Consider the following 13,014-nt stretch of genomic DNA (forward strand, 5'->3'; position numbering starts at 1 on the left):
GGTGCGGAGGGTGCGCGCCGCGCGTCCTTGGCGCGTCACACCGTCAAGGATGCCAGGCCGTACGGGTGTTCCGGGAACGACGACCCCCGCGACCGCCCGATCACCTGGGCAACACAACGACATCGTTTCACCCACACGAGTGACCCTGGCGGCCCGCGGCCACCTCGGCCCGCACCGCCGCGCCGACCAGGGCCACCGCGTGGACGGCGAGCGTTCCGCGCCCGCCCGCCGCCGCCACCGCCACGCCGAGCGCCGCGCCGAGGGCGTGCGCCCCCGTGTCCCCGAGCATGGTGCGCTCCGCGAGGTCGTCGGGCAGTACGGCCGCGGCCGCTCCCATGGCGACGGCGGCCGTGCGCGCCCCGGGGCCCGCGCGCAGCAGCCCCGGCGCCCCGAGCGCGAGGACCGCTGCACCGGCCCGGCCGGGGCGGACGTCGACGAGGTTGACGAAGTGCGCGGCCCCGGCGACGACGACACCGGCCAGCAGCCTGTCCAGGGGCCGCCGCCCGAGCGCGGTCCCCGCGGCGAGCGCGGCCGCGGAGATGCCGAACAGCTTCACCGCACCGCTGGTGACCTCGCCCCGCCGCAGCGCCGTCAGATGCGCCCGGAACCCGCGCCGGGCGTCGCCCGCGCCGGCCAGGTCGTCGTAGGCGCCGCACGCACCGGCCGCGAGCACGGCGAGCCCGGCGGCGGGCCCGACCCGCGCGGCGCCGCCCGCCGCCGCCAGGGCGCAGGCGGGGCCGGCGTACAGATCCACCGTCCGGCCGGCGTGGTTCACCCGCTCCCAGCGCGCCCGGCCGCCCGGCGGCACGGTACGCAGCGCGGTCAGGGCTGCCCGGGCCACTCCGGCGGCGAGGGCGAAGGAGGCGGCGCGGCCGCCGGGTCCGATCATCCGGACACCCTACGGGGCGCCCGGGACCGTGCCCCCGGAGCCGGCCGGACAGGCCCTAGGCGTCCGCCCGCGCCGTTTCGAGCAGTTCCTCCGCGTGGGCGCGTGCCGTCTCCGAGTCCTCCTGGCCGGCCAGCATGCGGGAGAGCTCGCGGATGCGCTCCTCGCCCTCCAGGACCTTCACGCCGGAGCGGGTGACCGAACCGTCGTTGGTCTTCTCCACCAGGAGCTGCCGGTCGGCGAACGCGGCGACCTGCGGCAGGTGCGTGACGACCACGACCTGCGCGCTCTTCGCGAGCCGCGCGAGGCGCCGGCCGATCTCCACCGCCGCCTTGCCGCCGACACCGGCGTCGACCTCGTCGAAGAGGTACGTCGGCACCGGGTCGGTCCCGGCGAACACGACCTCCACGGCCAGCATCACGCGCGAGAGCTCACCCCCGGAGGCGCCCTTGGCGATCGGCCGCGGCGGAGCCCCGGGGTGCGGGGCCAGCAGCAGCTCGACCTCGTCGGCACCCGACGGCCCGTACGCGACGGTGCGGCCGCCGACCTCGACGCCCTCGGGATCCTCGGTCTGCCGGATCTCGAACGACACGCGCGCGTGGGGCATCGCGAGCGAGGCCAGCTCGGCCGTGACCGCGGCGGCGAACCGCTCGGCGGCCTCCGTCCGCGCGTCGGACAGCGCCTGCGCCAGCCCGCCCAGCTCCTCCCGCAGCGCGTCCCGTTCCGCGGTCAGTTCGCCGATCCGCTCGTCGTCGCCGTCCAGCTCGGTCAGCCGCGCGGCGCTCTGCTCGGACCACGCCAGCACCGTGGCGACGTCCTCGCCGTACTTCCGGGTCAGCGCGGTGAGCGCGGCCCGCCGCTCCTCGACCGCGGCCAGCCGCAGCGGATCGGCGTCCAGGTCGTCGGCGTACCCCGCCAGTTCACCGGCCACGTCCCGCAGCAGGATGCCGACCTCGCCGATCCGCTCGGCGAGCGCGGCCAGCGCCGGATCGTGCGACCGCACGGCGTCCAGGGCCCGCTGCGCGCCCGCGACGAGGGTCGCCGCGTCGACGCCCTCGGGGTCCTCGGGGTTGCCCGCCAGGGCGGCGTGGGCGGCGGTGGCGGCCGAGGCGAGCGCCTCCGCGTGTCCCAGCCGCTCGGCCTCCTCCGCCAGCTCCACGTCCTCACCGGCGCGCGGCTCGACGGCCGCCACCTCTTCGAGGCCGTAGCGCAGCAGGTCGGCCTCCTGGGCGCGCTCACGCGCGCGCGTCGTGATCTCGTCCAGCTCGGTGGCCACGGCCCGCAGCCGCCGGTAGGCCCCCGCGTACTTGTCGAGCGGTCCGGCGACCGCGTCGCCCGCGTACCGGTCGAGCGCCTGCCGCTGCCGGGACAGCTTCAGCAGCCCCTGCTGGTCGGTCTGCCCGTGCACGGCCACCAGTTCGTCGGCCAGCTCGGCGAGCATCCCCACGGGCACGGACCGCCCGCCCAGATGCGCCCGCGAGCGCCCCTCGGCGGACACGGTGCGGCTGATCAGCAGTGCCCCGTCGTCCAGCTCGGCCCCGGCCTCCTCGGCCCGGACGGCGGCCGCGGCGCCCCCGGGGACGGCGATCCGCCCCTCGACGACCGCGTTCTTCGCGCCGATCCGCACCAGCGCCGCGTCCGCGCGTCCGCCCAGCAGCAGCCCGAGGCTGGTGACCACCATGGTCTTGCCGGCGCCCGTCTCACCGGTGACAGCGGTGAACCCGGGCGACAGCTCGACCACGGCGTCGTCGATGACTCCGAGCGACCGTATCCGCATCTCCTCAAGCACGGACACGACCTTACGAGGTCGAGGCCGCGGAGTGCACACAGGCCGCCCTCCCACGCCGGGGACCGCATGCCGCTCAGGGGCGCGGGGAACCGCGCAACCAGCCACGACGCACCCGCGGCCGCCGACCCACCGAACCACCCCATCGAGTCCGCTAGTGCGGCGCCCCGCGCCACCCGGACACCGGCAACGCGAACTTCGCCACCAGCCGGTCGGTGAAGGACGCATGATGCAGCCGAGCCAGCCGCACCGGCACCGCCCCCCGCCGAACCTCCACCCGCGCCCCCGGCGGCAACTCCACCGTCCGCCGCCCGTCGCACCACAGCACCCCCGGCGGGATGTGCGGCAGCACCTCCACGGCGAGCACGGAGTCCGGCGAGGTCACCAGCGGCTTCGCGAACAGCGCGTGCGCACTGATCGGCACCATCAGCAGCGCCTCGACCTCGGGCCACACCACCGGCCCGCCGGCGGAGAAGGCGTACGCCGTCGACCCGGTCGGCGTGGACAGCACGATGCCGTCGCAGCCGAACCCGGTCACCGGCCGCCCGTCGATCTCCAGGACGACCTCCAGCAGCTTCTCGGCGCCCGCCTTCTGCACCGCCGCCTCGTTGAGCGCCCAGTCGGTGTGCACGATGTCGCCGTTGCGGTGCACGACGACGTCGACGGTCATCCGCTCCTCGACCTCGTAGGCCCGGCTCACCACCCGGTCGACGACCTTGTCCAGGTCGTCCCGCTCGGCCTCGGCGAGGAAGCCGACCCGCCCGAGGTTGACCCCGAGCATCGGCACGCCGGACGCGCGCGCGAACTCGGCGCCGCGCAGCAGCGTGCCGTCACCGCCCAGCACGATCAGCAGCTCGCACCCGTCGAGGCACTGCGGGGTGGCCTCGCCGACCAGCTGCACCTCGCTCGGCAGCGGCAGGTCCCGCGCCTCCGCCTCCAGCACCCGGACCCCGATCCCGGCCCGCAGCAGCCCCTTGACCACCAGCTCCGCGCTGCGGATGGCGGCGGGACGCCCGGTGTGGGCGAGCAGGAAAACAGTACGCGCTCGGTTCTGTGTCAACGCGGCCCCTCCGCCACTGCACGGTCAACGTCGGCCGGGTCCACTTCACCGGCCCCGGCCCGCAGCCACAGAAAGTACTCGACGTTCCCGGAGGGACCCGGCAGCGGACTGGCGGTGACCCCCTCCGCACCGAGTCCCAGTTCCCAGGCCCTGCGGGCCACGCCCAGCACGGCCTCGGCCCGCAGCTGCGCACTGCGCACCACTCCCCCGCTGCCCAGCCGCTCCTTGCCCACCTCGAACTGCGGCTTGACCATCATCACCAGGTCGGCGCCCGGCCGGGTGCATCGCGCCAGAGCGGGCAGTACCAGTCCGAGCGGAATGAAGGAGAGATCACCCACGACAAGATCCACCGCCTCCCCGTCAATCGCCTCCAGCGTCAACTCGCGTACGTTCGTACGGTCCTTGACGGTGACGCGTTCATCCTGCCGGAGACTCCATGCGAGTTGTCCGTATCCCACGTCGACGGCGACCACGTGGGCGGCACCCGCCCGCAGCAGTACGTCGGTGAAGCCGCCGGTGGACGCGCCGGCGTCCAGGGCGCGCCGGCCGGCGACGACGAGCCCTTCGGGTCCGAAGGCCGCGAGGGCGCCGGCGAGCTTGTGGCCGCCGCGCGAGACGTAGTCGGGATCGCCGTCGTCGTCGGTGACCACGATCGCGGCGGCCGTCTCCACCTGCGTGGCGGGCTTGGTCGCGACGGTCTTGCCGACGGAGACCCGCCCGGCGGCGATCAGCTGGCTCGCGTGCTCGCGCGAGCGCGCCAGCTTGCGGCGGACCAGCTCCGCGTCGAGACGGCGGCGTGCGACTCCTGCCACGTTCGGTTCAGCTCCTGCGGTCGTACGGTGATGGCGGCGACGGGGGCGCCGGGGGTCCCGGGCGGGCGTCGAGCGCGGTGAGCGCGTCGCGCAGCCCCCGGTGTACATCCTCGTACACCTCGACGTGCCCGTCCGTGGCCAGGTGGTCGGCGTCGGCCAGCCGCGCCAGCCGGGCGTCGACCTCGGCGTTCCCGGTGGGGGTGCGGGGGACGTCCAGGGGCGCGGGGGCCGCGGGCTCGTACCCGGCCTCCGCCTGCTGGGGCTCGGGCGCGGCCCCGTTCTCCTGGCCCGCCGGCTCAGGTACTGCGTCGCTCATGCCCCGACGCTACCGCGTGCCGCTGGGGTACGGTTCGTCCCGATGGCGACGACTGAGGAGTGCCGCGCCGCACTCGACAAGCTCTCGGACCACATGCGGGGCGCCGAAGGGGACGTGCGGTCGGCCGCCGGGCTGGACCGCTCGGTGAGCTGCCACATCACCGACCTGGACGTCACCTTCGCCGGGCGCATGGCCGACGGCGCGATCGACGTGCGCGAGACCCTGGCCGGGCCGCCGCGCGAGAAGGCCGAGATCAGGCTGGCGATGACCGGCGACGACCTGGTGGCGCTGGTCGCCGGCGAGCTGAACTTCGCCAAGGCCTGGGGCTCGGGCCGGGTGCGTCTCGAGGCGGGCCTGCGCGACCTGTTCCGGCTCAGGAAACTTTTGTAGCCGCCGCCCTCGCCGGCGCGGGACCGGCACCCCGCGCCCTGCGCGCGGCCGGCACCACCAGCGGCGTGCCCGTCTCGGGGTCGTCGATGACCTGGCAGCGCAGCCCGAAGACCCGCTCGACGAGGTCCGCCGTGACGATGTCGCCGGGCGCGCCCTCGGCGATGATCTCCCCGTCGCGCAGCGCGATGAGGTGGGTGGCGTACCGGGCGGCGTGGTTGAGGTCGTGCAGGACCGCCACGAGCGTGCGGCCCTGCTCCTCGTGGAGCTCGGCGCACAGGTCCAGGACGTCGATCTGGTGCTGGATGTCCAGGTACGTCGTCGGCTCGTCGAGCAGCAGCAGCGGCGTCTGCTGGGCGAGCGCCATGGCGATCCACACGCGCTGGCGCTGACCGCCGGAGAGCTCGTCCACGTAGCGCTCGGCGAGTTCGGCGACACCGGTCTGCGCCATGGACTCCTGCACCACCCGCTCGTCCTCGGCCGACCACTGCCGCAGCAGGCCCTGGTGGGGATAGCGGCCCCGGCCCACGAGGTCGCCGACGGTGATCCCGTCCGGCGCGATGGACGACTGGGGCAGCAGTCCGAGGGTGCGGGCGACCTGCTTGGCCGGCATCGACTGGATGACCGCGCCGTCGAGCAGGACCCGGCCGTCGGCGGGCTTGAGCATCCTCGACAGCGCCCGCAGCAGGGTGGACTTGCCGCACGCGTTCGGGCCGACGATCACCGTGAAGGAGTTGTCGGGTATCTCCACCGACAGCCGCTCGGCGATGACCCGCTGGTCGTAGGCGAGGGTGACGTTCTCTGCGGTCAGGCGGTTCACGTTGCTCCTTTGATTGGTCAGCCCGCTGGGGACACCGGTGCCGGGCCTCATATCCGGCCCGCCTTGCGCTCGGTGACCAGCAGCCACAGCAGGTAGACGCCGCCGACGACGCCGGTGACCACGCCCACGGGCAGCTGGTCGGCGCCGAAGGCCCGCTGGGACACCCAGTCGGCGCCGACCAGCAGCGCGGCGCCCATGCACAGCGACGGCAGCAGGTTGGGGCCCGGCGAGCGGGTCAGCCGGCGGGCCAGCTGCGGCGCCGTGAGCGCCACGAAGCTGACCGGACCCGCGGCGGCCGTGGCGGCGGCGGTGAGCAGCACGGCGGCCACCATCAGCAGCGCACGCACCCGCTCCACGCGCACCCCGAGGGCGTACGAGACGTCGTCGCCCATCTCCATCATCCGCAGCGCCCGCCCGTTGCCGAGCACGAGCGGCACGAGCACGGCGCACAGCGCGAGCAGCGGCCAGACCTGGTCCCAGTCACGGCCGTTGAGGGAACCGGTCATCCAGACGACCGCGCGGGAGGCGTCGACGATGTCGGCCCGGGTGAGGAGATAGCCGTTGACCGCGGTGACGATCGCGGACACGCCGATGCCCACCAGGACCAGCCGGTACCCGTGCACGCCCCGCTTCCAGGCGAGCAGGTAGATGGCGGTGCCGGTGATCAGACCGCCGGCGAGCGCGCCGAAGGTGACCTGGGCGGAGCTGCCGGAGAACAGGACGATCATGGTGAGCGCGCCGGCGGTCGCCCCCTGTCCGAGGCCGAGCACGTCCGGACTGCCCAGCGGGTTGCGCGAGATGGCCTGGAACAGCGCCCCGCCCACCCCGAGGGCGGCGCCGACCAGCAGGCCGACCAGGACCCTGGGCAGCCGCAGCTCGTTGACGATGAACTCCTGCCCCGCGTTGCCCCCGCCGAACAGGGTCCGCAGCACGTCGGCGGCGGGTATGTCGAAGTCGCCGGTGCCGATCAGCAGCACGCTCGCGGCGAGCGCGACGACCAGCAGCAGGGCGACGACGACCACGGCCCGCACGTCCAGGCGGAACGACAGGCCGCCCGGACCGCGCACGGCCCGGTTGCTCCTCACGGTCGGCACGCTCTTCGCGTTCCTGGCGCTCTTCGCGTTCCTGGCGGTCCTCACAGCTGGGCCGTCCTCCGCCGTCGTACGAGATAGATGAAGACCGGCCCGCCGAGCACGGCCGTCACGATGCCGACCTGGAGCTCCGCCGGCCGCGCGACGATCCGGCCGAGGACGTCCGCGCCGAGCAGCAGCACCGGCGACAGGATCGCCGCGTACGGCAGGATCCAGCGCAGGTCGGGCCCGGTGAAGGAGCGGACGATGTGCGGGACCATCAGTCCGACGAACACGATCGGCCCGCAGGCCGCGGTCGCCGCCCCGCACAGCACGGTGGCGGCCAGCATCGAGAGCGCGCGGGTGCGGTTCAGGTTGGCGCCGAGCGCCTTGGCGGTGTCGTCGCCCATCTCCATGGCGTTGAGCGGCCGGGCGAGCGCGAGGGCGAGGACCGTGCCCACGGCGAAGAACGGCAGCACCTCCATGATGGTGTCGTCGGTCGCCGAGGCGAGCGAGCCCACCGTCCAGAAGCGCATCCTGCCCAGCGCCGCGTCATCCATGATCATCACGGCCTGGAGATAGCCGAACAGCGCGGCGCTGATCGCCGTGCCGGCCAGCACCAGCCGCACCGGCGTGGCTCCCCGGCTGCCGCCCAGGAACCAGACCAGCGCGCCGACCCCGGCCGCACCGGCGAAGGCGAACCAGACGTATCCCGTCAGCGAGGTGACGCCGAGGAAGGTGATGGCCGTGACGACCGCGGCCGACGCTCCCGCGTTGATGCCGAGCAGTCCTGGGTCGGCCAGCGGATTGCGGGTGAGCGCCTGGAGCACCGCCCCCGCGAGGCCGAGCGCGGCCCCGGCCAGCAGCCCGAGCACGGTGCGCGACTGCCGCTCGCCGACCACGACGTCTCCGTAACCGCCCGAGTCGTGGAACAGACCGTGCCAGACCTGCGCCAGGGACAGGTCCTTGGCACCGATCGCGATGCTGGCCAGCACGATGAGGACCAGCAGGGCCACGGAGACGAGCAGCCCAGCGGCACGCAGGGCACGTCGCTTGGCGGGCGGCGCGGGAGCGGACTCCGCGCGCTGTTCGGGGGGACTCTCGACCAACACGCTGGTTAGGCTAGCCTACCCTGCCAAGCGATCACGATCCCGTGGTCCGGGCCCGCCCCGCACGTCCCGTGGGGCTCCTCACAGTCCCAGCCGCGCCAGCGCCTTCCCCGCGTCCAGACCGCACGCTTCCTTCCCGCCCGCCGTCCAGGCCGCCGCGCACAGCGCGCGCAGACCGTCCAGCGCCTCGCCCTCGCCCGCCAGCTCCAGCCGCTCCTCCCCCGCCGTCGCCGTCCAGCCGCCGCAGCCGAAGCCTCCGTCCGCGTCGCCGGTGACCTCGGGCTGCCCGGTGAGCAGTCCGCGCAGATCGGCGTCGACGTACGTCGGCCGGTGCCGGGGCGGCGCGGCCAGCAGCTGGGGTGCGTCGGTGACGCCGGTCAGCACGAGCAGCGAGTCGACCTCGCCGTTGAACGCGCCCTCGATGTCCGTGTCCAGCCGGTCCCCGACGACCAACGGCCGCCGCGCACCGGTCCGCAGGATCGTCTCCCGGTGCATGGGCGGCAGGGGCTTGCCCGCGACCTGGGGTTCGGCGCCGGTCGCGATCCGCACGACCTCCACCGCCGCGCCGTTGCCCGGGGCGATGCCGCGGTCGCCCGGGATCGTGAGGTCGGTGTTGGAGGCGTACCAGGGCACACCCCGCGCGATCGCGTAGCACGCCTCGGCGAAACGCCCCCACGGCAGCTCGGGTCCGCCGTATCCCTGCACCACGGCCGCCGGATCGTCCTCGGCGGACTCCACCGGTTCGAGGCCGCGTTCACGCAGCGCCACGCGCAGTCCCTCGCCGCCGATCACCAGCACCCGCGCGCCGGACGGCAGCTGTTCGGCGATCAGCCGGGCCACCGCCTGCGCCGACGTGATGACGTCGGCGGCGTCCGCGGCGATCCCCAGCTCGGTGAGGTGCCCGGCCACCGCGTCCGGGGTCCGCAGCGCGTTGTTCGTCACGTAGGCGAGGTGCATGCCGCCGTCGCGGGCCGCGGCCAGCGAGTCGACCGCGTGCGCGATCGCGTCGCCGCCCGCGTACACCACACCGTCCAGGTCGAGCAGCGCCGTGTCGTACGCCTCGCTCAGGTGCCGCCCACTGCCCGCGGGCCTCGTCCTGACGCTCCGGCTCATTGCACATCGCTCCTCGTTCGACGCCTTTCCCCCGATCATCCCCCATGCCACCGACAGACGTACGATGCCGGGATGAACTCTGCAGGTCACCCGGAAGCAACGGCGCACCGGGGCCTGGAACTCACCCCGTTCCGAGGCCTCCGCTACGACCCCGACCGGGTCGGCAGCCTGGCCGCCGTGACGTCCCCGCCCTACGACGTCGTGGTCCGCCCCGACGGCCTGCTCCACCTCGAGTCCGCCGACCCGCACAACATCGTCCGCCTGATCCTGCCGCAGGCCGCCACCCCGGAGGAGCGCCACCGCCAGGCCGCCCGGACGCTGCGGCGCTGGCTGGCGGAGGGCGTCCTCACCACCGACCCCGAGCCGGGCCTGTACGTCTACGAACAGCGTGCCGACGACGGCCTGCTGCAACGCGGCATCATCGGCGCCCTGCGCGTCTCGGACCCCGACGAGCGGGTCGTCCTGCCGCACGAGGACGTCATGCCGCACGTCGTCGCCGACCGCGCCGCGCTGATGCGCGCCACCTGGACGAACCTCGAACCCCTGCTCCTGACCTACCGCGGCGACGACACCACGGCCGCCACCAGCGCCCTGGTGGAGCACACGGCCGGGCAGCCACCACTGCTCGCGACGACCACGGAGGACGGATACCACCACCGCCTGTGGTCGGTCACCGACCCCGGCACCGTGGCCCGGGTCCGTGCCGAACTGGCGCGCCACCAGGCCCTGATCGCGGACGGCCACCACCGCTGGGCGACCTACCGCACACTCCGCGCCGAGCACCCCTCCCCGAGCCCCTGGGACCACGGCCTGGTCCTCCTGGTCGACACGGTCCGCTATCCCCTCCGGGTCCGGGCCATCCACCGCCTGCTGCACGACCTCCCGGTACGGGACGCGGTGAGCGCCCTGGACGGCCACTTCCGCGTCCGCCGCCTGGAGACACCGCCGGCGGAGTCCCTGAGCACCCTCGCGGAGGCGGCCGCCACGGGCAACGCCTTCCTGCTCGCCGGCGACGGCGCGTTCCACCTCGTGGACCGCCCGGACCCGGCGCTGCTGGCCCGCACGGTCCCCGCCGACCGGCCCGAGGCATGGCGGACGCTGGACGCGACCGTTCTGCACTCGACGCTCCTCGCGCACGTGTGGCACGTCCCCGACGACTCGGCGGCCCACGTCTCGTACATCCACGACACGGCGGCGACCGTGGAGAAGGCGGAACGCGACGGCGGCACGGCGGTGCTGATGCACCCGGTCCGCGAGGAGGTCGTCCGCGAACTGGCCCGCCAGGGCGTGACGATGCCCCGCAAGTCGACGTCGTTCGGCCCGAAGCCGGCCTCGGGCCTGGTACTGCGCGCACTCGACGGCTGACACGCGAAAGGGGCGGGACCGTGTGCACGGTCCCGCCCCTTCCGTCAGCGCGTCAGCCCCTGCCGTCGCTCTCGGCCTCGTCGCCCGAGGTGGTCCCCCGGCTCTCGCCGGCCTCGTCCTCGTCCTCGTCGAGGGCGTCCACGAAGTCCACGCCGTCCAGCTCGGCCAGCCGGTCGGAGGCGTCGGTGCTGCCGTCCCGGTCGGACTCGACGGCCTTCGCGAACCACTCCCGCGCCTCCTGCTCACGGCCCGCGGCCAGCAGAGCGTCGGCGTACGCGTACCGCAGCCGCGCGGTCCACGGCTGTACGGAGTTGGAGGCCAGCTCGGGGCTCTGGAGCGTCACGATGGCCGCGTCCAGCTGCCCCATGTCGCGCCGGGCGCCGGCCGCCACGAGACGCATCTCGACCTGACCGGCCTTGTCCAGCTTGTGCACCTCTGGGGTGCCGGCCATGTCGAGCGCCTTCTCCGGCCGGCCCAGCCCGCGCTCGCAGTCGGCCATCACCGGCCACAGCTCCACGGAACCGGTCATCCGCCGCGCCGCCCGGAACTCCGCCAGCGCCTCGCTGTACTTCTGGTTGGCGTACGCGGCGAACCCGGCCGCCTCCCGCACGGCGGCGACACGGGACGCCAGCCGCAGGGCCACCCTGGAGTAGCCGTACGCCGACTCCGGGTCCTCGTCGAGCAGCCTGGCGACCATCACCAGGTTCCTGGCGACGTCCTCCGCGAGCGTCTTGGGCAGGCTCTGCAGCTCCTGCCGCACGTCCTTGTCGATCTCGTCACCCGTGACCTCCTCGGGGATCGGCAGGCGCTTGATCGGCTCCCGGTCGCGGTCCCGCTCCTCACGGAAGCGGCCGCCGCCACCCTGCCGGTCGTCGCGTCCTCGGAACCCTCCGGGCCGGCCTCCCCGGTCGTCCCGACGGGGGCCGCGCCCACCGCGATCGTCCCGGCCACGGAAGCCACCGCGGTCACCGCCGCGGTTGTCGTCCCGACGGAAGCCACCCCGGTCGTCACGGCGGTCGTCGCGGCGGTCGTCACGGCGGTCGTCACGTCGGTCGTCACGTCGGTCATCGCGCCGGTCGTCCCGGCGGAAGGCGGGGCGGTCACCGCGGTCGTCCCGGCGGAACGGCGGACGGTCGTCACGACGGTGGGCCGGACGATCCCGACGGTCGTCACGTCGGTCATCGCGACGGTCGTCACGGCGGTCATCCCGACGGAACGGGGGACGGTCACCGCGGTCGTCACGGCGGTCATCGCGACGGTACGAGGGACGGTCGCCACGGTCGTCACGGCGGAAGGAGGGACGGTCGCCCCGGTCGTCACGGCGGCCATCCCGCCGGTCGTCACGGCGGAAAGGAGGACGATCTCCACCCCGGTCGCCGCGATCGTCACGACGGAACGAGGGACGGTCACCGCGGTCGTCGCGACGCGGTCCGCGGTCGCGGTCGTCCCGACGCCCGTATCCGCCACCACGGTTGTCATCGCGGCGGTCGTCACGGCGGAAGCCTCCCCGCTGGCCGCCCCGGTCGTCTCGGCGGTCGTCGCGGCGGTCGTCACGACGGAAGGAGGGACGGTCGCCGCCCCGGTCGTCACGGCGGTCATCCCGCCGGTCGTCACGGCGGAAGGAAGGACGATCCCCACCCCGGTCGCCGCGATCGTCACGACGGAACGAGGGACGATCGTCGCGGCGGAACCCGCCGCGGTCGCCGCCGCGATCGCGGTCATCACGACGCGGCCCGCGGTCACGGTCGTCCCTGCTGAAGCCGCCACCGCGCTGCCCGCCACGATCGTCGCCACGGCGGAACCCGCCGCGGTCGTTGTCGCGACGGAAGCCACCGCGGTCACCACTGTCCCGGCGCCGCTGATCGCGCTCCGGTCGGTCGTCGGGAGAGTTGGTGGACATCGGGTGACTCCTGTCTTCGGTACCGCAAAGTCATTCTCGCGCAGCCGGGTACCCGGTGCGCCCTGGAAAAACGAAAGGACCCCTGGTCCCCAGCTGAACGCTGGGGACCAGGGGTCCTTCCCAAAGATTGTTCGGCGGCGTCCTACTCTCCCACAGGGTCCCCCCTGCAGTACCATCGGCGCTGTAAGGCTTAGCTTCCGGGTTCGAAATGTAACCGGGCGTTTCCCCTACGCTATGACCACCGAAACCCTAATGGTTTCGAGCGAACAAGCACACTCTTCAATTGTTCTGTTCAGCTCGAAAGCCGGCAACTGTTCGTTGCCTCAGAACTAACACAGTGGACGCGAGCAACTGAGGACAAGCCCTCGGCCTATTAGTACCGGTCACCTC

General features: G+C 74.0%; 13 protein-coding genes and 1 rRNA gene. 2 read left to right on the top strand and 12 right to left on the bottom strand.

Annotated elements, in window-relative coordinates:
• Positions 1-127: 127 nt before the first annotated feature.
• The 5 genes from IE108_RS22190 to IE108_RS22210 all read right to left on the bottom strand — a co-directional run bounded on the left by IE108_RS22190 (position 128) and on the right by IE108_RS22210 (position 4,860).
• The gene (locus tag IE108_RS22190; protein WP_064727152.1) at positions 128-889 is read right to left on the bottom strand and encodes a hypothetical protein; all 762 of its coding nucleotides are present in this window, start codon (positions 887-889) and stop codon (positions 128-130) included.
• 55 nt (positions 890-944) lie between these two features.
• Positions 945-2,663 (bottom strand): DNA repair protein RecN, encoded by a 1,719-nt coding sequence (recN, locus tag IE108_RS22195; RefSeq protein WP_064727153.1) that lies wholly within the window; start codon positions 2,661-2,663, stop codon positions 945-947.
• A gap of 163 nt (positions 2,664-2,826) precedes the next feature.
• The gene (locus IE108_RS22200) at positions 2,827-3,732 is read right to left on the bottom strand and encodes an NAD kinase (RefSeq protein WP_064727154.1); all 906 of its coding nucleotides are present in this window, start codon (positions 3,730-3,732) and stop codon (positions 2,827-2,829) included.
• Positions 3,729-4,544 carry a hemolysin gene (locus tag IE108_RS22205; protein WP_064727155.1) on the bottom strand — a complete coding sequence of 272 codons (816 nt, stop codon included), beginning with the start codon at positions 4,542-4,544 and terminating at the stop codon, positions 3,729-3,731. Before IE108_RS22205 ends, IE108_RS22200 begins: the two co-directional genes overlap by 4 nt.
• A 7-nt stretch (positions 4,545-4,551) precedes the next feature.
• Entirely contained in the window at positions 4,552-4,860 is a 309-nt protein-coding gene (locus IE108_RS22210) for a hypothetical protein (RefSeq protein WP_064727156.1), read from the bottom strand.
• 42 nt (positions 4,861-4,902) lie between these two features.
• On the opposite strand from IE108_RS22210, the gene IE108_RS22215 reads away from it, so the two are divergent.
• Positions 4,903-5,250, top strand: a complete 348-nt coding sequence (locus IE108_RS22215; RefSeq protein WP_064727157.1) for an SCP2 sterol-binding domain-containing protein — start codon at positions 4,903-4,905, stop codon at positions 5,248-5,250.
• On the opposite strand, the gene IE108_RS22220 is transcribed toward IE108_RS22215, so the two are convergent.
• The 4 genes from IE108_RS22220 to IE108_RS22235 all read right to left on the bottom strand — a co-directional run bounded on the left by IE108_RS22220 (position 5,234) and on the right by IE108_RS22235 (position 9,359).
• On the bottom strand, positions 5,234-6,118 hold the full coding sequence (locus IE108_RS22220; protein WP_079163466.1) for an ABC transporter ATP-binding protein: 885 nt from the start codon (positions 6,116-6,118) through the stop codon (positions 5,234-5,236). The two genes, IE108_RS22215 and IE108_RS22220, sit on opposite strands and share 17 nt — an antisense overlap.
• Entirely contained in the window at positions 6,115-7,152 is a 1,038-nt protein-coding gene (locus tag IE108_RS22225) for a FecCD family ABC transporter permease (RefSeq protein ID WP_064731690.1), read from the bottom strand. The genes IE108_RS22220 and IE108_RS22225 overlap by 4 nt, the downstream gene beginning before the upstream one ends.
• Before the next feature lie 50 nt (positions 7,153-7,202).
• Positions 7,203-8,249 (bottom strand): FecCD family ABC transporter permease, encoded by a 1,047-nt coding sequence (locus IE108_RS22230; RefSeq protein ID WP_064727159.1) that lies wholly within the window; start codon positions 8,247-8,249, stop codon positions 7,203-7,205.
• Between the two features lie 78 nt (positions 8,250-8,327).
• Entirely contained in the window at positions 8,328-9,359 is a 1,032-nt protein-coding gene (locus IE108_RS22235) for an HAD hydrolase-like protein (protein ID WP_064727160.1), read from the bottom strand.
• Positions 9,360-9,431: 72 nt separating this feature from the next.
• Between IE108_RS22235 and IE108_RS22240 the strand changes: the two genes are divergently transcribed.
• Positions 9,432-10,724: a DUF1015 domain-containing protein gene (locus IE108_RS22240; RefSeq protein ID WP_064727161.1), complete on the top strand. Its 1,293-nt coding sequence runs from the start codon at positions 9,432-9,434 to the stop codon at positions 10,722-10,724.
• A 52-nt stretch (positions 10,725-10,776) separates the two neighbouring features.
• On the opposite strand, the gene IE108_RS34690 is transcribed toward IE108_RS22240, so the two are convergent.
• The 3 genes from IE108_RS34690 to rrf form a co-directional block, all read right to left on the bottom strand.
• Positions 10,777-11,529, bottom strand: a complete 753-nt coding sequence (locus tag IE108_RS34690) for a tetratricopeptide repeat protein (protein WP_194548301.1) — start codon at positions 11,527-11,529, stop codon at positions 10,777-10,779.
• Complete coding sequence (locus IE108_RS34695) at positions 11,421-12,518, bottom strand: hypothetical protein (protein WP_159394595.1); 1,098 nt, start codon at positions 12,516-12,518, stop codon at positions 11,421-11,423. The genes IE108_RS34690 and IE108_RS34695 overlap by 109 nt, the downstream gene beginning before the upstream one ends.
• A 235-nt stretch (positions 12,519-12,753) precedes the next feature.
• Positions 12,754-12,870: ribosomal RNA gene (gene rrf / locus IE108_RS22250) — 5S ribosomal RNA — on the bottom strand.
• Between the last annotated feature and the right edge of the window lie 144 nt (positions 12,871-13,014).

The organism is Streptomyces parvulus (assembly GCF_014648855.1).
In the GTDB taxonomy this organism is placed as follows: domain Bacteria; phylum Actinomycetota; class Actinomycetes; order Streptomycetales; family Streptomycetaceae; genus Streptomyces; species Streptomyces parvulus.